Source organism: Burkholderia pyrrocinia (assembly GCF_003330765.1).
GTDB lineage: Bacteria > Pseudomonadota > Gammaproteobacteria > Burkholderiales > Burkholderiaceae > Burkholderia > Burkholderia pyrrocinia_B.
Genome location: NZ_CP024902.1, coordinates 2,285,514 through 2,305,428 on the forward strand (window position 1 = coordinate 2,285,514; position 19,915 = coordinate 2,305,428).

20 protein-coding genes are annotated in these 19,915 nt (G+C 66.6%); 5 read left to right on the forward strand and 15 right to left on the reverse strand.

Annotated features, from left to right (window positions below; all coding sequences use genetic code 11):
• Nucleotides 1-36 precede the first annotated feature (36 nt).
• Both CUJ89_RS11030 and CUJ89_RS11035 read right to left on the reverse strand, forming a co-directional pair.
• Nucleotides 37-843, reverse strand: a complete 807-nt coding sequence (locus CUJ89_RS11030) for a DUF2182 domain-containing protein (protein ID WP_114177359.1) — start codon at nucleotides 841-843, stop codon at nucleotides 37-39.
• A 30-nt stretch (nucleotides 844-873) separates the two neighbouring features.
• Nucleotides 874-1,638, reverse strand: coding sequence for a DUF899 domain-containing protein (locus CUJ89_RS11035; RefSeq protein WP_114177360.1), 765 nt, complete (start codon nucleotides 1,636-1,638; stop codon nucleotides 874-876).
• A gap of 114 nt (nucleotides 1,639-1,752) precedes the next feature.
• On the opposite strand from CUJ89_RS11035, the gene CUJ89_RS11040 reads away from it, so the two are divergent.
• The 3 genes from CUJ89_RS11040 to CUJ89_RS11050 all read left to right on the forward strand — a co-directional run bounded on the left by CUJ89_RS11040 (nucleotide 1,753) and on the right by CUJ89_RS11050 (nucleotide 4,805).
• Complete coding sequence (locus CUJ89_RS11040; RefSeq protein ID WP_114177361.1) at nucleotides 1,753-2,973, forward strand: helix-turn-helix domain-containing protein; 1,221 nt, start codon at nucleotides 1,753-1,755, stop codon at nucleotides 2,971-2,973.
• Nucleotides 2,974-3,004: 31 nt separating this feature from the next.
• Nucleotides 3,005-3,685, forward strand: coding sequence for a glutaminyl-peptide cyclotransferase (locus CUJ89_RS11045; protein WP_114178577.1), 681 nt, complete (start codon nucleotides 3,005-3,007; stop codon nucleotides 3,683-3,685).
• A 136-nt stretch (nucleotides 3,686-3,821) separates the two neighbouring features.
• Nucleotides 3,822-4,805: a DMT family transporter gene (locus CUJ89_RS11050; protein WP_114177362.1), complete on the forward strand. Its 984-nt coding sequence runs from the start codon at nucleotides 3,822-3,824 to the stop codon at nucleotides 4,803-4,805.
• A 52-nt stretch (nucleotides 4,806-4,857) separates the two neighbouring features.
• Here the strand turns inward: CUJ89_RS11050 and CUJ89_RS11055 are convergent, their stop codons facing one another.
• Nucleotides 4,858-5,181: an RnfH family protein gene (locus CUJ89_RS11055; protein ID WP_114177363.1), complete on the reverse strand. Its 324-nt coding sequence runs from the start codon at nucleotides 5,179-5,181 to the stop codon at nucleotides 4,858-4,860.
• Nucleotides 5,182-5,185: 4 nt separating this feature from the next.
• Complete coding sequence (locus CUJ89_RS11060; RefSeq protein ID WP_114177364.1) at nucleotides 5,186-5,623, reverse strand: type II toxin-antitoxin system RatA family toxin; 438 nt, start codon at nucleotides 5,621-5,623, stop codon at nucleotides 5,186-5,188.
• A gap of 98 nt (nucleotides 5,624-5,721) precedes the next feature.
• Here CUJ89_RS11060 and smpB point away from each other — a divergent pair, with 98 nt between their 5' ends.
• Complete coding sequence (smpB, locus tag CUJ89_RS11065) at nucleotides 5,722-6,168, forward strand: SsrA-binding protein SmpB (RefSeq protein WP_114177365.1); 447 nt, start codon at nucleotides 5,722-5,724, stop codon at nucleotides 6,166-6,168.
• A gap of 123 nt (nucleotides 6,169-6,291) precedes the next feature.
• Here the strand turns inward: smpB and CUJ89_RS11070 are convergent, their stop codons facing one another.
• From CUJ89_RS11070 to ppsA, 3 genes are all read right to left on the reverse strand, one after another.
• Nucleotides 6,292-7,227 carry an SPFH domain-containing protein gene (locus CUJ89_RS11070; RefSeq protein WP_114177366.1) on the reverse strand — a complete coding sequence of 312 codons (936 nt, stop codon included), beginning with the start codon at nucleotides 7,225-7,227 and terminating at the stop codon, nucleotides 6,292-6,294.
• A 33-nt stretch (nucleotides 7,228-7,260) separates the two neighbouring features.
• The gene (locus CUJ89_RS11075; protein ID WP_114177367.1) at nucleotides 7,261-7,695 is read right to left on the reverse strand and encodes an NfeD family protein; all 435 of its coding nucleotides are present in this window, start codon (nucleotides 7,693-7,695) and stop codon (nucleotides 7,261-7,263) included.
• Between the two features lie 206 nt (nucleotides 7,696-7,901).
• Nucleotides 7,902-10,301 (reverse strand): phosphoenolpyruvate synthase, encoded by a 2,400-nt coding sequence (gene ppsA / locus CUJ89_RS11080; RefSeq protein WP_114177368.1) that lies wholly within the window; start codon nucleotides 10,299-10,301, stop codon nucleotides 7,902-7,904.
• A 376-nt stretch (nucleotides 10,302-10,677) separates the two neighbouring features.
• On the opposite strand from ppsA, the gene CUJ89_RS11090 reads away from it, so the two are divergent.
• Nucleotides 10,678-11,493: a pyruvate, water dikinase regulatory protein gene (locus CUJ89_RS11090; protein ID WP_047900996.1), complete on the forward strand. Its 816-nt coding sequence runs from the start codon at nucleotides 10,678-10,680 to the stop codon at nucleotides 11,491-11,493.
• A 100-nt stretch (nucleotides 11,494-11,593) separates the two neighbouring features.
• Here CUJ89_RS11090 and CUJ89_RS11095 read toward each other — a convergent pair whose 3' ends face one another.
• The 8 genes from CUJ89_RS11095 to bamA all read right to left on the reverse strand — a co-directional run bounded on the left by CUJ89_RS11095 (nucleotide 11,594) and on the right by bamA (nucleotide 19,903).
• Complete coding sequence (locus CUJ89_RS11095) at nucleotides 11,594-12,376, reverse strand: TrmH family RNA methyltransferase (protein ID WP_114177369.1); 783 nt, start codon at nucleotides 12,374-12,376, stop codon at nucleotides 11,594-11,596.
• Nucleotides 12,377-12,650: 274 nt separating this feature from the next.
• A complete protein-coding gene (gene rnhB, locus CUJ89_RS11100; protein ID WP_114177370.1) occupies nucleotides 12,651-13,304 on the reverse strand; it encodes a ribonuclease HII in 654 nt (217 codons plus the stop codon).
• A complete protein-coding gene (lpxB, locus tag CUJ89_RS11105) occupies nucleotides 13,301-14,470 on the reverse strand; it encodes a lipid-A-disaccharide synthase (RefSeq protein ID WP_114177371.1) in 1,170 nt (389 codons plus the stop codon). Before lpxB ends, rnhB begins: the two co-directional genes overlap by 4 nt.
• Before the next feature lie 3 nt (nucleotides 14,471-14,473).
• On the reverse strand, nucleotides 14,474-15,262 hold the full coding sequence (gene lpxA / locus CUJ89_RS11110) for an acyl-ACP--UDP-N-acetylglucosamine O-acyltransferase (protein ID WP_114177372.1): 789 nt from the start codon (nucleotides 15,260-15,262) through the stop codon (nucleotides 14,474-14,476).
• 58 nt (nucleotides 15,263-15,320) lie between these two features.
• The gene (gene fabZ, locus CUJ89_RS11115; RefSeq protein WP_114177373.1) at nucleotides 15,321-15,788 is read right to left on the reverse strand and encodes a 3-hydroxyacyl-ACP dehydratase FabZ; all 468 of its coding nucleotides are present in this window, start codon (nucleotides 15,786-15,788) and stop codon (nucleotides 15,321-15,323) included.
• A gap of 129 nt (nucleotides 15,789-15,917) precedes the next feature.
• On the reverse strand, nucleotides 15,918-17,015 hold the full coding sequence (lpxD, locus tag CUJ89_RS11120) for a UDP-3-O-(3-hydroxymyristoyl)glucosamine N-acyltransferase (protein WP_114177374.1): 1,098 nt from the start codon (nucleotides 17,013-17,015) through the stop codon (nucleotides 15,918-15,920).
• A gap of 16 nt (nucleotides 17,016-17,031) precedes the next feature.
• Nucleotides 17,032-17,529 carry an OmpH family outer membrane protein gene (locus CUJ89_RS11125; protein WP_048248617.1) on the reverse strand — a complete coding sequence of 166 codons (498 nt, stop codon included), beginning with the start codon at nucleotides 17,527-17,529 and terminating at the stop codon, nucleotides 17,032-17,034.
• A 64-nt stretch (nucleotides 17,530-17,593) separates the two neighbouring features.
• Complete coding sequence (bamA, locus tag CUJ89_RS11130) at nucleotides 17,594-19,903, reverse strand: outer membrane protein assembly factor BamA (RefSeq protein ID WP_114177375.1); 2,310 nt, start codon at nucleotides 19,901-19,903, stop codon at nucleotides 17,594-17,596.
• Nucleotides 19,904-19,915 lie beyond the last annotated feature (12 nt).

The following is a 19,915-nucleotide window of genomic DNA, read 5'->3' on the forward strand; positions in this document are numbered from 1 at the left end:
ACCGAATCGGCCCGCGCGCGGCGCGCTTCCCCGGACTTATAGCAGCCCGACCGCGCGCACGATCATCGCGATGCCGCCCCCGATCGCGACGCAGCCGACGATCCGCGCAACGCGCTCGCCAGCCGGCACCAGACGCTCGGCGGCGATCGCGACCGTCACGGCCGCCATCACACGCAGATCCATCACACCGACCGCCAGCGCGACCGCCATCAGGTTCCCGCAACAGGCGCCGCAACGCATGGCGGCTCGCACGCCGTGCCGCCATGCCGCGCCGGCATCCGCCCGCGACCGGCGCGCGTCCGCCGCCGCGTGCCGGCAGCAAGCCAGCCGCCGCGCCTTCCACGCCGAGAACTGCAGCACGCCTGCGGCGAACACGACCGCGCCGGCCACGAAAGGCATTGCGCGGGCGAGCGCCGGCAGTCGTACCGCGGCAGCCGTCAGCGCGCCGCCGACCGGAAACGCAAGCGCCCCGAGCGCCATCCATACCGCGAAATACCCGGCGCCCGCGACAACGACGAGACAGGTCGGGCGCGCCGCGGCCAGCGGACCGACGCTCTGCCGGTATCGCCAGAGCGTCGGCGCCAGCACGGGCAGCATCATCGTCACCGTCATCGCGCCCCACATGCCCGCGAACGCCGCGAACGCGCGGCTGGCACCCCATCCGCACGGCCGCAACCATGCCGCCGAGGTCATCCAGCCGCCGGCCATCGGTTCGTCGCCCATCGCGGCCATCGACGCGTGCTGCGCCAGTGTCGCCAGCGCGGCAACGGCGAACACGGCCACGAGCGCCACCCCGAATGCCCGCGGATCGGGACCCGTATCGCCGGCTGCCGGCCGTGTCATCGCGCGCTCCCGTCCGTCGCCGGCACGCGCTCAGCCGTGCGCGTACTCGTCATGGCGGCGCCACCAGACGCCCGCCTCGTTGCGCCCGAGCGGCGCGCGATCGAGCCACTGGTACATCCCCCACAGCCCGTCGAGCCCGCGCGCATAGGTCGAGTACGTGTGATAGACGACGCCGTCGTCGCGCACGAACGCGCTCATCCCCGGCCGGTCGAGCGAATACGTGGCCGCATCCGTGCCGCACGTCGCCGCGAACTGCACGACCGGCGCCGGCGGCGGATTCATGTCCATCGCGTGGCCGGCCCGCGCATAGTTGTATTCGATGTCGCCCGTACGCTGCTGCGTTTCGGTGAACGACACGTTGAAGTCGAAGTTGAAATCGCTGCCGACCGACGAGGCCCACGGGAAGGTCCACCCCATCCGCTGCCGGTAGGCGAGCAGCTTCGCGAGCGGCGCGCGCGACACGGCCGCGAGCGTCACGTCGTGGTTCGCCAGGTGCACGGCAAAGCCGTCGAAACCGTCGGCGAGCGCCGAGCACGACGGGCAGCCGGCCTTGTAGTCGGGACCGAACATGAAGTGATAGACGAGCAACTGCGAACGGCCGCGAAACAGCTCGTCGAGCGTCGCCTGCCCGTCTTCGGTGTCGAACCGGTAGGTCTTGTCGATGCGCACCCACGGCAGTGCCTGGCGCCGCCGCGCGAGTTCGTCGCTTTGCCGCGTCAGCGCCTTTTCCGCATCGAGCAGCGCCCTGCGCTCGGCCAGCCATTCGTCGCGCGTTCCGGTGAGATGGGTCGTCATTGCGGGTTCCTCCTTCCGATGAGTATCAGGTCACGGCGTACGGGGCCGTGTGCGTGGTGCTAGATTAGTGCCGGGCATCGGACCGGAGGGAGTGACAAGTGTGTCGGGATTCGGATGGATTCGCTGATCACGGCAGCCGCGCGCGCGCTCGCGGCCGGTGACGCGCTCGGCGCGCTGAACCGTGTCGCGCTGCGCGACGACGCCCCGGCGCTCGCGCTGCGCGGGATCGCGATGGCGCAGCTCGGCGATTTCGAACGCGCGCGCATGCTCGTGCGCGGCGCCGCACGCGCATTCGGCCCAAGGGAAGCCGTGGCGCGTGCGCGCTGCGTCGTCGCCGAGGCCGAGATCGCGCTCGCGTCGCGCGACCTCCGTTGGCCGACGCGTGCGCTCGATGCCGCCTGCGCGACGCTCGACGCGCACGGCGACCGCGCGAACGCCGCGCATGCGCGCTATCTCGGCGTGCGCCGGCTGCTGCTGATCGGTCACATCGACGATGCCGAACGGATGCTCGCGAGCCTCGATCCCGCGCCGCTGCCGGCCGCGTCGCGCGCCGCCCATGAGCTGATCGCGGCCGGCATCGCGATGCGCCGCATCCGCACGCACGCGGCCCGCGCGGCGCTCGCCCGGGCGCGCGTGGCGGCCCGCGATGCCGGCATCGCCGCGCTGACGGCCGAGGTCGACACCGCAGCGCGCGTGCTCGACGCACCGGCCGCGCGACTCATCGCGCGCGGCACGTCGCGGCTCGTCCAGCTCGACGAAGTCGAGACGCTGCTCGCGTCGAATGCGCTCGTCGTCGATGCGTGCCGCCACACGGTGCGCGACGCCCGCACGACCGTGTCGCTCGCGCGGCGCCCCGTGCTGTTCGTGCTCGCCCGCACGCTCGGCGAGGCATGGCCGGCCGACGTGTCGAGAAACGGGCTGGTCGCCGCCGCGTTCCGCGCGAAACATGCGGACGAATCGCATCGCGCGCGCCTGCGCGTCGAGATCGGCCGGCTGCGCGCGGTGCTGCGACCGCTCGCGAACGTCATCGCGACGCCGCGCGGCTTCGCGCTCGAACCGCTCGGCGTGCGCGAGACCGTCGTCCTCGCGCGCCCGGTCGACGATCGCCACGCGGCCGTGCTCGCGCTCCTCGCCGACGGTGAAGCGTGGTCGAGCTCCGCGCTGGCGCTCGCACTCGGCGCGAGCCAGCGCACCGTGCAGCGCGCGCTCGACGCGCTCGCCGAAGCGAACAAGGTGCAGGCGCTCGGCCGCGGCCGGGCGCGCCGCTGGATGACGCCGCCGCTGCCCGGATTCGCGACGACCTTGTTACTCCCGGCTCCGCTGCCGGGAGATTAGGATGGCCTCACCGAACGACGAGGTGACGAACATGAAACGTTCCAGTGCAGACATCATTCACGAATACGGCCCGTTTCCGGGCGTCGACGGCGTGCACGGCGTCACGTTCGACGGGCGGCACGTGTGGTACGCGTCCGGCGACAAGCTGAATGCGCTCGATCCGGAGCGCGGCACGACCGTCCGCTCGCTCGACGTCGCCGCGCATGCGGGCACCGCGTTCGACGGCCGCCACCTGTTCCAGATCGTCGAGGACCGCATCGAGAAGATCGATCCGGAATCGGGCCGCGTGCTCGCGACGATCCCGGCCCCCGGCGGCGGCGCCGATTCGGGGCTCGCATGGGCCGAAGGCACGCTGTGGGTCGGCCAGTACCGTGAACGCAAGATTCATCAGGTGGATCCGCAATCGGGCGCCGTGCTGCGCACGATCGAATCGAACCGCTTCGTCACCGGCGTGACGTGGGTCGACGGCGAGCTGTGGCACGGCACCTGGGAAGCCGACCAGAGCGAGCTGCGGCGCATCGATCCGCGCACGGGTCAGGTGCTGGAGCAGGTCGACATGCCGCCCGGCGTCGGTGTATCGGGGCTCGAATCCGACGGCCGCGACCGGTTCTACTGCGGCGGCGGCAACAACGGCAAGCTGCGCACCGTGCAGCGCCCGGCGCGGGCGTCGGGCGACAGCGCCGAGGCAGCGCCCGATCCGGCGGACGGCTGATCCGCCGCCTGTCGCGGCCGTTCCGGTGCGCAGCACGCCGAAGCCCGGCCATCCCCCGAGTGCAGGAATGAACAAGACGCCGCCGGGACGGCGTCGCTAAGATGCGCGCTCGTCAGTCATTTGTTCGGAGCGGTCGATGCAGCGCGGTGTGGTCTATGGTGTCCTGGCAGGCGCCCTGTGGGGCATGGTGTTTCTGGTTCCGCGGCTGCTGACCGACTTCTCGCCGCTGCTGCTGAGCGCCGGCCGCTACGCGATGTACGGCCTCGTGTCGCTCGTGGCTGCGCTGCCGGCCGCCCGCTCGCTGCTCGCGCGGCTGACCCGCGAAGATCTCGTGGCGCTCGTGAAGCTCGCCGTCGTCGGCAACGTCGCGTACTACATGCTGCTGTCCGGCGCCGTGCACCTGATCGGCATCGCGCCCAGCTCGCTGATCGTCGGCGTGCTGCCCGTCACCGTCACGCTCGCCGGCCTCGGCGACCACGGCGCCGTACCGCTGCGCCGGCTCGCCGCCCCGCTCGCGCTGGTGATCGCGGGTATCGTCTGCATCAACGTCGATCTGTTCACGTCCGAGGCCGCGCACGCGACGACGCTCGGCCAGAAGCTCGCGGGCATCGCTTGCGCGGCCGGCGCGCTCGCGAGCTGGACCTGGTACGCGGTCGCGAACGCGCGCTACCTGCAACGCCATCATCATTTCGGCGGCAACGAGTGGTCGGTGCTGTGGGGCGTCGTGACGGGCCTGATCGGCGGGCTCTGCTGGATCGCGATCCTCGCGCTGCCGGCCGGCACGGTGCAGGCGGCCGTACCGGCGTCGCGCTGGCAGCTGTTCTGGCTGCTGAACCTCGTGCTTGCGATCGGCGCGTCGTGGCTCGGCAACGGGCTGTGGAATGCCGCGTCGAAGCGATTGCCGCTCACGCTGTCGGGCCAGTTGATCGTGTTCGAAACCGTGTTCGCGATGCTTTACGCGTTCGTTTACGACCAGCGGATGCCGCACGTGCTCGAGATCGCCGCGCTCGTGCTGCTGCTCGCTGGTGTATACGGGTCGGTGCGACGGCACAGCGACACGCCCGCCGGCGGCGATACGCCGGGCAGCGCATCCGCAAACGCGAAAGCCGCGACCCACTGAGCGCCGCGGCATTTGATCAGACGAATTGGAGCGAAAGGAGCGATACCGCGCGTCAGCGCGCGTCCTTGTGCATCCACTTGCGGCCCTCGACGGAGCCCTCGCGACGGGACTTGTCGACGCGCCGCTGGCGCGCAAGCTTCGGATCGACGATCAACGGACGGTAGATCTCGACACGATCGTGGTCGGCGAGCGGTGCGTCGAGCGGCGCGAGCTTGCCGTACACGCCCGTCTTCGCGTGCGCGAGATCGATCTCCGGGTGCAGCGCGAGCACGCCGCTCGCGTCGATCGCCGAGCGAACGGTCGCCCCTTCGGGCAGCGACAGCGGGATCAGCGTCTGGCGATCCGGCAACGCATAGCAGACTTCGATCGACAGCATCGCGTCACCCCTTTCCGTAGCGCTGGTCCGCGCGCTTCACGAATGAATCGACGAACGTGTTCGCAATGTGGCTGAACACGGGCCCGATGATCTTCTCGAGCAGGATGCTCGAAAACTCGTAGTGCAGCGCGAATTCGATCTTGCACGCATCGGCGCGCAGCGCCGTGAAGCGCCACGTGCCCGTGAACTTCTTGAACGGGCCGTCCGTGAACTCCATGTCGATCCGCGTCGGGCGCTGCTGCGTGTTGCGCGTCGCGAAATGCTGCTTGATGCCCTTGAAGTTGATATCGATGCGCGCTTCCATCCCGCTCTCGTCCTGACGGCGGATCTCGACACCGCCGCACCAGGGCAGGAAATTGGGGTAGTCGGCCACGTCGGTGACGAGGTCGAACATCTGTTCCGCCGAATGACGGATCAATACGGTTTTCTGGACATCTGCCATAAATCGCGCGGCATCGCTCAAGGTAGGAACGCAAACCGGGCGATTCCCTGCCCGCTTTGCTAAAATCGTGATTTTAAACGAGTTGGCCCGATCCTTTCATGAGCATCATCGACAACAGGAAAGCGCACTTCGATTATCACATCGAAGAACGCTACGAGGCGGGGCTCGTGCTGGAGGGCTGGGAAGTCAAGGCGCTGCGCGCCGGGCGCGGCCAGATCAGGGAAGGTTACGTCGTCATCAAGAACGCCGAAATCTTCCTGATCGGCACGCATATCAGTCCGCTGCCCGAGGCCTCCACGCACATCACCCCCGACCCGGTTCGCACGCGCAAGCTGCTGCTGCACCGTGACGAGATCAAGAAACTGATCGGCAAGGTCGAGCAACGCGGCTACACGCTCGTGCCGCTGAACTTCCACTACAAGGGGGGCCGCGTGAAGTGCGACATCGCGCTCGCGAAGGGCAAGAAGCTGCACGACAAGCGCGAAACCGAGAAGAAGCGCGACTGGGAACGCGAAAAGGCGCGCATCATGCGCGCCGGCACCTGACCTGACGCGCGCGACGCGCATCGCAAACGACACGGCCCGCTCGAAGCGGGCCGTGTTGCTTTGGGCTAGGTGAATCGCGCATGATGGCCGCCCGGAGGCGGCCGGCGGCGCACGGGAGCCGGCTCAGCCCTTCCCGCCCGCGGCCGACGACGCGCTTTTGACGATCGTCAGCGCCGACGAGATCGCGGTGCCGAGATCCGACAGGTTCGACGGCACGATCAGCGTGTTGCCCTGCTTCGCGAGATTCGAGAACGCACCGACATACTGCTCGGCGATCTTCAGGCTCACCGCATCCATCCCGCCCTGCGACTGGATCGCGTTCGCGATCTTCTGGATCGCCTGCGCGTTCGCCTCGGCCACGGCAAGAATCGCAGCGGCCTCGCCCTGCGCCTGGTTGATCGCGGCCTGCCGCTCGCCTTCGGATTTCTGGATCGCCGCCTCGCGCGCGCCCGACGCAAGGTTGATCTGCTCCTGCTTGCGGCCTTCGGACGCGGCGATCAGCGCGCGCTTCTCGCGCTCCGCGGTGATCTGCGCCTGCATCGCGTGCAGGATTTCCTTCGGCGGCGTCAGGTCCTTGATCTCGTAGCGCAGCACTTTCACGCCCCAGTTCGAGGCGGCTTCGTCGAGCGCCGACACGATGCTGTGGTTGATGAAGTCGCGCTCCTCGAAGGTCTTGTCGAGTTCGAGCTTGCCGATCACCGAACGCAGCATCGTCTGCGAAAGCTGCGTGATCGCGAGCACGAAGTTGCTCGACCCGTACGATGCCTTCATCGGGTCCATCACCTGGAAATACAGCACGCCGTCGACCTGCAACTGCGTATTGTCGCGCGTGATGCAGACCTGGCTCGGCACGTCGAGCGGAATTTCCTTCAGTATGTGCCGGTAGGCGATGCGATCGACGAATGGCAGCACGATATTGAGACCGGGCGATAGCGTCGCGTGATAGCGCCCGAAGCGCTCGAGCACCCACGCATGCTGCTGCGGCACGATCTTCACCGTCTTCGACACGATCACGATCGCGATGACGAGCAGGACAACCCAGATGATCAGCGAATCCATGAAGCGTTCCCTCCTTGTTTTATCAGCGGACGATCAGCCCGCGGGTTTCGCCACGACCACGAGACGGTTGCCGCGTACGGCGCTCACCTGATAGACGTGCACATCGTCGCGCTCGCCGTTCGCGAGTTCGACGTCCCAGTCGGCGCCGCGATACTGCACGCGCGCGCGGCCGTCACGCCACGCGTCGACCGTGACGGTCGCGCCGATATCGAGATTGACGTCGGGATTCGTCGACGTGTCGCGCTTCTGCTTGCGGCCGAGCCCCGAACGGCGCAGCACGATCATTGCGACGATCGCGACCGCGGCCGCCGCGCCGAACTGCACGTGCGGCGCGAAACCGGCCAGCTGCAACAACCCGCCCGCGAGAAATCCGAGCGCGATCATCAGCAGATAGAACGTGCCCGTCAGCAACTCGGCCACGACCAGCACGCCCACCGCGACCCACCAGAACAGATGCCCCGACATCATTGTGGCCTCCAGAAAAACGCCCCCCACGCTCGCTGTGTTCGCTGCCCCCCCGAGGGGGCGGTCGGCACGCTTGGGGCGGCCCGGCGAGCACCGACAAACAAAAACACCCCGGTGCCTACCGGGGTGTTTATAGCACGAACCTTGCATTTTGCCTTCAACGAAAGCGCGGTGGACCCGCCCTTTCGCCGAAGGTGCGTTACCGACCGTTACTTCCGGTTGGCCAGCGCCTGCCACGTTTCGATGATCGTGTCGGGGTTCAGCGAGATCGACTCGATGCCTTCGTCGGTCAGCCATTGCGCGAAGTCCGGGTGATCGGACGGGCCCTGGCCGCAGATGCCGACGTACTTGCCCATCCTGCGGCAGGTATCGATCGCACGCTTCAGCAGGAACTTGACGGCCGGGTCGCGCTCGTCGAAGTCGACTGCCAGCAGTTCCATGCCCGAGTCGCGGTCGAGGCCGAGCGTGAGCTGCGTGAGGTCGTTCGAGCCGATCGAGAAACCGTCGAAGTGCTGCAGGAACTCTTCGGCGAGGATCGCATTGGTCGGGACTTCGCACATCATCACGAGGCGCAGGCCGTTTTCGCCACGCTTCAGACCGAACTTCTCGAGCAGGCCAACGACACGCTCCGCCTGCTTCACGGTACGCACGAATGGCACCATGATCTCGACGTTGGTCAGGCCCATCTCGTCGCGCACGCGCTTCAGTGCACGGCACTCCATCTCGAACGCCTGCGCGAAATCTTCGGCGATGTAGCGCGACGCGCCGCGGAAGCCCAGCATCGGGTTTTCCTCGTCCGGCTCGTAACGCGAACCGCCGATCAGCTTCTTGTACTCGTTCGACTTGAAGTCGGACAGACGCACGATCACGGGCTTCGGATAGAACGCCGCAGCGATCGTCGCGACACCTTCCGTCAGCTTGTCGACATAGAACTGACGCGGCGACGCGTGGCCGCGCGCGACGCTCTCGACAGCCTTCTTCAGGTCCTGGTCGATGTTCGGGTACTCGAGAATCGCCTTCGGGTGAACACCGATGTTGTTGTTGATGATGAACTCGAGACGCGCGAGACCCACGCCGCCGTTCGGCAGTTGCGAGAAGTCGAACGCGAGTTGCGGGTTGCCGACGTTCATCATGATCTTGACCGGGATTTCCGGCAGTTCGCCGCGCTGCACTTCCGTGACTTCCGTCTCGAGCAGGCCGTCGTAGATCTTGCCTTCGTCGCCTTCCGCACACGACACGGTGACGAGCGCGCCGTCCTTCAGGATGTCGGTAGCGTCGCCGCAGCCGACGACCGCCGGCACGCCGAGCTCACGCGCGATGATCGCCGCGTGGCAGGTCCGGCCGCCACGGTTCGTGACGATCGCGGCCGCACGCTTCATCACCGGCTCCCAGTTCGGGTCGGTCATGTCGGCCACCAGCACGTCGCCCGGCTGCACGCGTTCCATTTCCGACGGATCCTGGATCACGCGCACGGGGCCCGCGCCGATCTTCTGGCCGATCGCACGGCCCGTCGCGAGCACCTGCGACTGGCCCTTCAGCTTGAAGCGCTGCTCGGCCTTGCCGGCAGCCTGGCTCTTCACGGTTTCCGGGCGTGCCTGCAGGATGAAGATCTTGCCGTCGCGGCCGTCCCTGCCCCACTCGATGTCCATCGGACGCTGGTAGTGCTTCTCGATGATGACCGCGTACTTCGCCAGCTCGATCACGTCCTCGTCGGTGATCGAGTAGCGGTTGCGCTGCTCGTGCGGCACGTCGACCGTCTTCACGCGGCCCGGCTCGCCCGGCTGCGTGAATTCCATCTTGATCAGCTTCGAGCCGATCGAGCGGCGGATGATCGGGTACTTGTCCTGTGCAAGCGTCGTCTTGAACACATAGAACTCGTCCGGGTTCACCGCGCCTTGCACGACGGTTTCGCCCAGGCCATAGCTCGACGTGATGAACACGGCGTCCTTGAAGCCCGATTCGGTGTCGATCGTGAACATCACGCCGGCGGCGCCGACGTCCGAGCGGACCATGCGCTGCACGCCGGCCGACAGTGCGACCTCGGCGTGCGTGAAGCCCTTGTGCACGCGGTACGAGATCGCGCGGTCGTTATACAGCGACGCGAACACGTGCTTCATGCGGTCGAGCACGTCCTCGATACCGACGACGTTCAGGTACGACTCCTGCTGGCCGGCGAACGATGCGTCGGGCAGGTCTTCCGCGGTCGCGGACGAGCGCACGGCGAACGACAGCTCGCCCGGCGAGCCGTTCTTCAGGACTTCGAACTGCGCGCGGATTTCCTGCTCGAGGCGCGCCTGCATCGGCGCGTCGACGATCCACTTGCGGATTTCGGCACCTGCTTCGGCGAGCGCCTTCACGTCGTCGATGTCGAGCGACTCGAGACGCTTGGCGATGCGGTCGGTGAGGTCGTTGTGCGTGAGGAAATCGCGGAACGCGAGCGCGGTCGTGGCGAAACCGGTGGGAACGCGAACGCCTGCTTCGGAAAGCTGGCTGATCATCTCGCCGAGCGACGCATTCTTGCCGCCCACGATCTCCACATCGGTCATCCGCAACTGCTCGAACGGAATTACATACGCCTGGTCCTTTGCGACGTTTGCTGCGTTAGTCATACAAGCCCCTAAGTGTGAAAAAAATACTCGATCGCGCAAGTGGGCTTGGACGCGGGCGCTTGCAAAAAGGCGCGGCGCGTCTTGCGCAACCTGTTAGATAAACACTCGCAGCGGCGGAAGTCTTCCGACCCGATTTGCAAAAATCCCGGCAGAAAGGCGATATTTTCAGACAAATCGCCGAACTTGCCGGGAATTTTGGAATCGAGCGGCCAAGCCAGCGGCGCCGTTCGCGCCCTGCCCCCGCAATTGCTTATCCAACAGGTTGCCGCTATTCTACCGTGCCGGCTGCCGGATGTGGCGCGACCTTGTCACTGCGGCTGGAGGCGAACCTCCAGCCGCCCCGCGCAACCGCCCTTCACGTTCGACGCCCAGATTCATGCTGCCTACCGTTTTCATCGTCTCCGACGGCACCGGGATCACTGCCGAAACCTTCGCGCACTCGATCCTCTCCCAGTTCGACCAGAAATTCCGCCTCGTGCGCGTGCCGTTCGTCGACTCGCTCGACAAGGCCTATGCGACCGTCGAGAAGATCAACGAGGCCGCCGTGCACGACGGCCGCCGCGCGATCGTGTTCACGACGCTCGTCGACAGCGAGTCGAACGACATCGTCAAGCGCTCGAACGCGCTCGTGCTCGACATGTTCCAGCGCTTCGTCGAGCCGCTCGAGCAGGAACTGGAGCTCAAGTCGAGCCACGCGATGGGCCGCGGCCACCAGAACGCGGACACCGAGGAATACAAGACGCGGATCGAGGCGATCAACTTCTCGCTCGCGCACGACGACGGCCAGTCGAACCGCAACCTGTCGGAGGCCGACGTGATCCTCGTCGGGGTGTCGCGCAGCGGCAAGACGCCGACGAGCCTGTACCTCGCGATGCAGTACGGCGTGAAGGCCGCGAACTATCCGCTGATTCCGGAAGACTTCGAACGCGGCAAGCTGCCGTCGGCGCTCTCCGCGCACCGCGAGAAGCTGTTCGGGCTGTCGATCGACCCGCAGCGCCTGTCGGAGATCCGCAACGAGCGCCGGCCGGGCAGCAAGTACGCGGCGCCCGAGAACTGTCGCTACGAGATCAACGAGGCCGAAGCGATGATGCGCCGCGAAGGAATCAAATGGCTGTCGTCGACGCACAAGTCGATCGAGGAAATCGCGACGACGATCCTGCAGGAAATCCGCCTCGACCGGCAGTCGTACTGAGCGTCTGCGCGCTGGCGGCCGCCTGGCCGCCGCCGGAAACAAAAAGGCCGCGTCGATGAACGCGGCCTTTTTTCGTCATGCGCGGAATGCGCGCGAGGCGTCATGCGCGCCGCTGCTGTCGCACCTGCTCGAACAGGCAGACCGCTGCTGCTGCTGCAACATTCAGCGACTCCATCCCGCCCGGCTGCGGAATCGTCACGCGATGCGTGGCCGCATCGCGCCAGTACGCCGACACGCCGGCACCCTCATTGCCGAACACCCATGCGACCGGCCCCGACAGGTCGCAATCGTAGATCGCCTGCGCACCGTGCGAGTCGGTCAGCGCGACCGGCACATCGAGCCGCCCGGCGAGCGCGTCGGCCTCGACGTCCTCGTGGATCGACAGCAGGAAATGCGCACCCATGCCCGAGCGCAGCACCTTCGACGACCACGCGTAGGCCGTACCCGGCGCACAGAACACGTGGCGCACGCCGGCGGCCGCCGCGCTGCGCAGGATCGAGCCGACGTTGCCGGCGTCCTGCACGCCGTCGAGCACGACCGACGTGTGCGTCACGCGCGCCGGCAGCGGCTGCGCCGGCCGGTCGACGAGCAGCAGGAAGCCGACGCCGTTGACGACGTTCGACAACTGCCCGAACAGCGCGTCGGGCAGCGTGACGATACGCTGCGCATCGATGCGCGCGACGATCGCCTGGGCCTCGGCGTGGCCGAGCGCGCCCTCGGTCGCCACGCACAGCTCGGGTGTAGCGCCCGTATCGAGGTAGGCGCTAGCCAGGTGGAACCCCTCGAGCAGCGCTTGGCCGTTCTTGCGCTGCTGATGCGTCGAACCCGCGAGCGCCTTCAGGCGCTTGTACAGCGGGTTGTCGCGGGAAGTAATGCTTTTCATTGAAGGGCCTGTTCCCGCTAATAACGGGCTTGCGAACGTGCCTTGCCGGCTGTAGTGCAAGAAGCAAGGAGCGCCGTTTGGCCGAGCCAAACAAGCGACGCGCGACGCCGCAATGCGGCCGGCAAGGCACGTTCCCGTAACTAGAAAATCCCTTTCCAGGGGCTGGCCGCCAGAAGGGCCGATCGCTGCGTCATGCTCCTTGCGAATACGTTGAGTATTCGCTTCGTCGCAATCCTTGCGCTCGGCCCTTCTGGCGGCCAGCGCAAGCCCGTTATTAGCGGGAACAGGCCCTCAGATCAAGTGCCGCGCGAACCGGTGCGAACGAGCGCCGATGCACTTCGCACGGGCCGTGCTCGCGCAGCGCGGCAAGGTGTTTCGCGGTGCCGTAGCCCGCATGCACGTTGAAGCCGTACACCGGGAAGCGTTCGTGCAGGTCGACGAGCATGCGGTCGCGCGTGACCTTCGCGAGGATCGACGCGGCCGAGATGCTCGGCACGAGCGCGTCGCCGCTGACGATCGCCTCGGCACGCACCGTCAGCGTCGGGCAGCGGTTGCCGTCGATCTGCGCGAGCGTCGGCAGGACCGACAAGCCTTCGACGGCCCGCTTCATCGCGAGCATCGTCGCGTGCAGGATGTTCAGCGTATCGATTTCGTCGACGCTTGCCGACGCGACGCAATATGCGCTCGAACGCGCGACGATCAGGTCGTACAGCGCGTCGCGCTTCTTCGCGGACAGCACCTTCGAATCGTCGAGCCCGTCGATCGGCTGCGCCGGATCGAGAATCACCGCGGCGGCCACCACCGGCCCCGCGAGCGGGCCGCGGCCGGCTTCGTCGACGCCGCAGACAATCTCGTCGGGCCGGCTGAAGTCGAAGCCGCCCTGCACGCCGCTCGACGCGCGGCGGCGCGATGCGCGTACTGCCGTCATGCGCGCCCCTTGCGTTGTTCGAGCACGCGCACGACCGCTTCGGCCGCCTTCGCGGCCGTGTTCTGCCGCAGCGAAAGATGCATTTCGGTAAACACTTCGGTCAGCGTGCGGCGGTTCGCGTCGTCGCGCAGCTGCGTGAGCGTCGCATCGGCGAGCGCCTCGGGCGTCGCGAAATGCTGCAGCAGTTCGGGCACGACGAAGCGCCCCGCCAGGATGTTCGGCAAGCCGACATACGGCAGGTAGCCCTGCCGGCGCATGATCTGCCCGGTCAGCCAGGGCACCTTGTACGAGATCACCATCGGCTTCTTCAGCAGCGCGGCTTCCAGCGTAACGGTGCCGCTCTTCACGAGAATCGCGTCGGCGGCCGTCATCGCGACTTGCGAACGGCCGTCGGTGATCGTCAGCGCGAGCTGCGGATGCGCGTCGACGAGCGGCTGCAGCAGCTCGCGCAGCGCGGGCGTCGCCGCCGGCATCACGAACCGCACACCGGGCTCGCGCTGCTGCATCAGCGCCATCGCCGCGAAGAACGTCGGGCCGATCAGCGCGATCTCAGAGCGCCGGCTGCCCGGCAGCACCGCAATCACGGGGCCGTCCACGGCCAGGCCCAGCGCGATGCGCGCGCCGTGCGTGTCGGGCTCGAGCGGGATCTCGTCGGCAAGCGGATGGCCGACGTAGGTCGATGCGACGCCTGCCTTGTCGAGAAGCGCCGGCTCGAACGGGAACAGGCACAGCATGTGATCGACGGACTTGGCGATCTTCTTGATCCGGCCGCCGCGCCATGCCCAGATCGACGGGCACACGAAGTGGATCGACGGGATGCCCGCGTCGCGTACGACCTGTTCGACGTTGAAGTTGAAATCGGGCGCGTCGATGCCGATGAACGCGGCCGGCCGCTCCGCGAGCAGCTGGCGCTTCAGCTCGCCGCGAATCCGCAGGATCTCGGGAATCTGGCCCAGCGCCTCGACATAGCCGCGCACGGTCAGCTTGTCCATCTGCCAGTGCGAGTCGAAGCCCTGCGCAATCATTCGCTGCCCGCCGATCCCGTAGTACTGGGCCGATTCGGGCAGCCGCTCGCGCAGCCCGCCGAGCAGCGATGCCGCAAGCAGGTCGCCTGACGGCTCGCCGGCCACCATCGCGAGCCGGAGCTGATTGGTCGGAAGCGGCATCGCTTAGCGGATGATGCCGCGCTGGGACGCGTCGATGAACTCGACGAGCGCCTTCACGGGCGCATCGCCCTCGCCGCCCGCCTCCGCCAGCTCGCGCAGCTGCACCTTCGCTTCCTCGAACGACAGGCCGTTCTTGTACAGCAGGCGATACGCGCTGCGCAGCGCCGAGATCGCGTCGGCCGAGAAGCCGCGCCGGCGCAGCCCTTCGACGTTGATCCCGTGCGGCTCGGCCTTGTTGCCTGCCGCGATCACGAACGGCGGGATATCCTGCACGAGCGCCGACGCACCGCCCAGCATCGAGTGCGCGCCGATGCGCACGAACTGGTGAACGCCCGACATCCCGCCGACGATCGCCCAGTCGCCGATCTCGACGTGGCCGGCCATCTGCGCGTTGCTCGACAGGATCACATGGTTGCCGACGCTGCAGTCATGGCCGATGTGCACGTAGGCCATGATCCAGTTGTCGTCGCCGAGCGTCGTCACGCCGACGTCCTGCACGGTGCCCGTGTGGATCGTCGTGAATTCGCGGATCGTATTGCGGTTGCCGATCACGAGCTTCGTCGGCTCGTCCTTGTACTTCATGTCCTGCGGACGGCCACCGACCGACGCGTAATGGCCAATGCGGTTGTCCTCGCCGAGCGTCGTATGGCCTTCGATCACGCTGTGCGAGCCGATCGTCGTGCGCGCGCCGATCGTGACGTGCGGGCCGACGATCGCGTACGGGCCGATCTCGACCGATTCGTCGATCTGCGCGCCCGGTTCGACAATCGCGGTGGGATGAATCCTGGTCATGCGCCGTTGCCTCTCGATGTGATGTGTCGCGTTGCGTTGCCCTTGCGTGCCGCGTCGCTCAGGGCGCCGCGTCGGTCGTCTTGACCGTGCACATCAGTTCGGCTTCCGCCGCCACCTTGCCGTCCACTTCCGCCACCGCCTTGAACTTCCAGATGCCGCGGATGTAGCGCTGGAACGTCACGTTCAGAATCAGTTGGTCGCCCGGTTCGACCACGCGCTTGAAGCGCGCGCCGTCGATCCCGACGAAGTAGTACAGCGTGTTCTCCGGATCCTTCGGCTGCTCTTCCGCGAAGGTCAGCAGCGCCGCGGCCTGCGCGAGCGCCTCGAGGATCAGCACGCCCGGCATCACCGGCCGCTTCGGGAAGTGCCCCTGGAAAAACGGCTCGTTGATCGACACGTTCTTCAGCGCTTTGATCCCTTTGTGCGGTTCAAGTTCGAGCACGCGATCGACGAGCAGAATCGGATAGCGATGCGGCAGCAGCGTGAGGATCTTGTGGATGTCGAGATTGATTTTTTCAGTGCTCATGATGGTTCGTCTCACGCAGAGGCTGCGCGGTGGTGATGCAAAGGCTGAAGCAGGCCGCCCCGCGGCCCAGTCTGGCAAACCGGGCCGGTTGCGCTGGCCGTGCCCGGTTCGTGGTCTCGCATGGTGCGCTCAGGCGTCCGTGCCGCCCTGGGCGGCGAGCGCGACTTCGAGCGCCTTGATGCGGTCGCGCAGCTTGTCGAGGTTGCGCACGAGTGCGGCGCTCTTGTTCCATTCGCCGTGGTCGACGGCCGGGAACGCGCTGGTATAGATGCCGGCCTTGGGCAACGACTTCGATACGCCCGACTTCGCGGTGATGATGACATAGTCGCCGAGCGTCACGTGGCCGGCGATCCCGGCCGCGCCGCCGATCATGCAGTGGCGGCCGATCGTCGTGCTGCCCGCGATGCCCGCGCTGCCAGCGATCACCGTATAGGCGCCGATCCGGCAGTTGTGGCCGATCTGGACCTGGTTGTCGATCTTCACGCATTCCTCGATGACGGTATCCGCCATCGCGCCGCGATCGATCGTCGTGTTCGCGCCGATCTCGACGTCCGGGCCGATCGATACGCCGCCGACCTGCGGGATCTTGACCCAGCTGCCGGTGCGTGCGTTGCCGTCGCCGACGAAGTCCGGCGCGAAGCCGAAGCCGTCGGAGCCGATCACGGCACCCGAATGGATGATCGCGCGCGGGCCGACCTTGCAGCCGTGGTACACCGATGCGTTCGGATAAAGGTGCGAGCCCGCACCGATCGTCGTACCGCGGCCGACGAATACGCTCGCGTCGAGCTGCACGCCGTCTTCGATCACCGCGCCGGCCTCGACCGTCACGTGCGGGCCGATCACCGCGCTCGCGGCGACCTTCGCGGCCGGATCGATCGTCGCGCTCGGGTGCACGCCGACGGCGCGCGGCGGCGCGGCCAGATCGATGAACATCTGCGCGACGCGCGCGAAGTACGCGTACGGATTCGGCGTCACGATGAAATTGCGGCGGCCGGCGTCCCGGGGGCCGCTAGCGGCCGCGCCCAGCTTTTCCAGATCCTGCGGTGCGATCAGTACCGCGCCGGCGCGGGTCGACTCGACCTGCGACAGGTACTTCGGATTCGCGAGGAACGCGAGCTGCTGAGGGCCTGCCTGGTCGAGCGGTGCGAGCCCGCCCACCTTGCATTGTGCGTCACCGGCGATCTCGCCGCCGAACCGTTTTACGAGTTCCTCAAGCGTCAATGCCATTCGTCGTCTGCTCCGTTCAGTTCGTCGAGCCGGACGCGAGCGCCTTGAGCACCTTGTCGGTGATGTCGATGCGCGGGCTGACGTACACGGCTTCCTGCACGATCAGGTCGTAATTCTGCTGCTCGGCGATCTGCTTGATGACCTTGTTCGCCCGCTCGAGCACCGCGGCCAGTTCCTCGTTGCGACGCTGGTTCAGGTCTTCGCGGAACTCGCGCTGCTTGCGCTGGAAGTCGGTATCGAGCTGGGCGAGATCGCGCTGCTTCTGCGCGCGGTCGGCCGCCGACAGCGACGTGCCGTTTTTGTCCAGCGAATCGGACATCGACTTCAGGCGCGCCGCCAGGTCCTGCAGATCCTTGTCACGCTTCGCGAACTCGGCTTCGAGCTTCGTCTGCGCCGCCTTCGCGGGCGCCGACTCGCGCAGGATCCGATCCGAATTGACCGCCGCGATGCGGGCGACGTCCTGTGCGTGTACCGTCGCCGCGCCCAAGGCCAGCGCAACGGTCAGCGCGCACATCACTCGTTTCGAAAACTTACCGGTTAGCAAAATTACCCTCTCGTTGCTGTTGTCATGCGTTCGGTCAGAACGCCGTCCCGATCTGGAACTGGAATTTCTGGTACTGGTCGCCTTCGTGCTTCTGCAGCGGGAAGCCGAGGCTCAGCTTCAGCGGCCCGATCGGCGAGATCCACGCGAGACCCACACCGTAGCCGTAACGCAGGCCGTTGGCGCCCGTACTCGTGCCGCCCGGCGCGTTGCCCCACACGTTACCGCCGTCGAGGAACGTGAACACGCGCAGCGTGCGGTCGTAGCCCGTGCCCGGCAGCGGGAACGTCAGTTCGATGTTGCCGACGACCATCTTCGAGCCGCCGATCGGGTCGTTCGTCTTCGTGTCGCGCGGGCCCAGCGAACTCGGCTCGTAGCCACGCACGGAGCCGATACCGCCCGCGTAGTAGTTCTTGAAGATCGGGTACGGGTTGCCGATACCGTTACCGTAGCCGCCCTGCAGGTTCATGCCCAGGATGAAGCCGCGCGAGAACGAATAGTAGTACTGGGCCTGCAAATCGGCCTTGTAGTACTGGATCTTGCCGACCGGTACGCCGTACTCCATGTTCGCCTGCGTGAAGTAGCCGCGGCTCGGAATCAGCGCGCTGTCACGCGCGTCGCGCGACCACGCGATGGTCAGCGGCACCGTGTTCGACACGCGGCCGAACTGGTTCACGTAATCCTGGTAGCTCTGCGGCGTGTTCGAATCGACGTCGAGGCGGTTCTGCTCGAAGCCCGCGCCGAAGTAGACGGTGTCGACTTCCGAGAACGGGATGCCGAACTTCAGGTTGCCGCCCGCGCTGATGATCCGGAAGCTCGAGCTCGTCGAATAGTAGAGCGGCTGGTACGTGCGGTAGTAGACGTCCGTGATCCGCTTGATGCCGTCGACCGTGAAGTACGGGTCGACCTGCGTGACGGTCAGCGTACGGTAGCTCTTCGCGGTGTTGACGTTCACCGACAGGCTCGTGCCCGAACCGAACACGTTGTCCTGCGACACGCCGGCCGACAGCACGACCTTGTCCGTCGACGAGAAGCCGGCGCCCAGCGTGATCGCGCCGGTCGGCTTTTCGTCGACCTTCACGTTCACGTCGACCTGGTCGTTCGTGCCTTCGACGGGCACCGTCGTCACGTCGACGTTGGTGAAGTAGCCGAGGCGGTTCACGCGGTCCTTCGACAGCGCGAGGCGGTTCGAATCGAACCACGAGCTTTCGAGCTGGCGCATTTCGCGGCGCACCACTTCGTCACGCGTACGCGTGTTGCCGACGACGTTGATGCGGCGCACGTACACGCGGCGGCTCGGATCGACGACGAGGTTCAGGTTCACCTTGTGGTTCGCCTGGTCGATGTCCGGCTGCGCGTTGACAGTCGCGAACGCGTAGCCGTATTCGCCGAGCTTGTCGACGATCGACTTGGTGGTCTGCTGCAGCTTTTCGGCCGAGAAACGGTCGCCCGGCTTGATCTTGATCAGCTTGTTGAGTTCGGCCTGGCGGTCGAGCAGGTTGCCCGACAGCTTGATGCCCGACACCGTGTACGGCTCGCCTTCGTGCAGCGTGACCGTCAGGTACATGTCCTTCTTGTCCGGCGAGATCGACACCTGGGTCGACTCGATGTTGAACTCGAGGTAGCCGCGGTTCAGGTAGTACGAGCGCACGGCCTCGAGGTCGCCCGTCAGCTTTTCCTTCGAGTACAGGTCGTTCTTCGTGTACCAGGAGAACCAATTCGGCGTCGACAGCTGCATCTCGTCGCGCAGCGTACCGGTGCTGAATGCCTTGTTGCCGATGAAGTTGATCTGGCGGATCTTCGCGCTCGGGCCTTCGGCCACCGCGAACAGGATCGACACGCGGTTCGCGTCGACCGGCGTGATCGTCGTCTTGACCTCGGCCGCGTAGAAGCCTCGCGTCAGGTACTGGCGCTTCAGCTCCTGCTCCGCCTTGTCGACGAGCGCCTTGTCGTAGTAGCGGCCGTCGGCGAGACCGACTGCACGCAGCGCCTTCGTCAGGTTGTCCTTGTCGAATTCCTTCGTGCCGGTGAAGTCGATCGACGCAATGGCCGGACGCTCCTGCACCTGCACGATCACGACATTGCCCTGCGTGGCGATGCGCACGTCGTTGAAAAAGCCCGTCGCGTACAGCGCGCGAATTGCTTCGGATGCCTTGTCGTCCGTGAAGGTGTCGCCCTGCTTGATTGGCAGATAGGCGAACACCGAACCCGCTTCGACGCGCTGCAGCCCCTCGATCTTGATGTCTTGCACCACGAACGGTGCCGCTGCATGCGCCGCGAGGCCGTGAGCGGCGAGCGCGGCCGCCGCAACTGTCTTAGGTACAAAGCGATGAGGTTTGAACAACATGCATCCCCAATA

Excerpts from the sequence above, each read along its gene's own strand:
- rnhB (WP_114177370.1), bottom strand. The coding sequence starts at position 13,304 with ATGACGGCAGTACGCGCATCGCGCCGCCGCGCGTCGAGCGGCGTGCAG.
- CUJ89_RS11030 (WP_114177359.1), bottom strand. The coding sequence starts at position 843 with ATGACACGGCCGGCAGCCGGCGATACGGGTCCCGATCCGCGGGCATTC.
- ppsA (WP_114177368.1), bottom strand. The coding sequence starts at position 10,301 with ATGACTAACGCAGCAAACGTCGCAAAGGACCAGGCGTATGTAATTCCG.
- CUJ89_RS11055 (WP_114177363.1), bottom strand. The coding sequence starts at position 5,181 with ATGCTGTCGATCGAAGTCTGCTATGCGTTGCCGGATCGCCAGACGCTG.
- CUJ89_RS11045 (WP_114178577.1), top strand. The coding sequence starts at position 3,005 with ATGAAACGTTCCAGTGCAGACATCATTCACGAATACGGCCCGTTTCCG.
- smpB (WP_114177365.1), top strand. The coding sequence starts at position 5,722 with ATGAGCATCATCGACAACAGGAAAGCGCACTTCGATTATCACATCGAA.
- CUJ89_RS11040 (WP_114177361.1), top strand. The coding sequence starts at position 1,753 with ATGGATTCGCTGATCACGGCAGCCGCGCGCGCGCTCGCGGCCGGTGAC.
- CUJ89_RS11070 (WP_114177366.1), bottom strand. The coding sequence starts at position 7,227 with ATGGATTCGCTGATCATCTGGGTTGTCCTGCTCGTCATCGCGATCGTG.
- CUJ89_RS11035 (WP_114177360.1), bottom strand. The coding sequence starts at position 1,638 with ATGACGACCCATCTCACCGGAACGCGCGACGAATGGCTGGCCGAGCGC.
- CUJ89_RS11095 (WP_114177369.1), bottom strand. The coding sequence starts at position 12,376 with ATGAAAAGCATTACTTCCCGCGACAACCCGCTGTACAAGCGCCTGAAG.
- CUJ89_RS11125 (WP_048248617.1), bottom strand. The coding sequence starts at position 17,529 with ATGTGCGCGCTGACCGTTGCGCTGGCCTTGGGCGCGGCGACGGTACAC.
- lpxA (WP_114177372.1), bottom strand. The coding sequence starts at position 15,262 with ATGACCAGGATTCATCCCACCGCGATTGTCGAACCGGGCGCGCAGATC.
- lpxD (WP_114177374.1), bottom strand. The coding sequence starts at position 17,015 with ATGGCATTGACGCTTGAGGAACTCGTAAAACGGTTCGGCGGCGAGATC.
- CUJ89_RS11090 (WP_047900996.1), top strand. The coding sequence starts at position 10,678 with ATGCTGCCTACCGTTTTCATCGTCTCCGACGGCACCGGGATCACTGCC.
- bamA (WP_114177375.1), bottom strand. The coding sequence starts at position 19,903 with ATGTTGTTCAAACCTCATCGCTTTGTACCTAAGACAGTTGCGGCGGCC.
- fabZ (WP_114177373.1), bottom strand. The coding sequence starts at position 15,788 with ATGAGCACTGAAAAAATCAATCTCGACATCCACAAGATCCTCACGCTG.
- lpxB (WP_114177371.1), bottom strand. The coding sequence starts at position 14,470 with ATGCCGCTTCCGACCAATCAGCTCCGGCTCGCGATGGTGGCCGGCGAG.
- CUJ89_RS11050 (WP_114177362.1), top strand. The coding sequence starts at position 3,822 with ATGCAGCGCGGTGTGGTCTATGGTGTCCTGGCAGGCGCCCTGTGGGGC.
- CUJ89_RS11060 (WP_114177364.1), bottom strand. The coding sequence starts at position 5,623 with ATGGCAGATGTCCAGAAAACCGTATTGATCCGTCATTCGGCGGAACAG.
- CUJ89_RS11075 (WP_114177367.1), bottom strand. The coding sequence starts at position 7,695 with ATGATGTCGGGGCATCTGTTCTGGTGGGTCGCGGTGGGCGTGCTGGTC.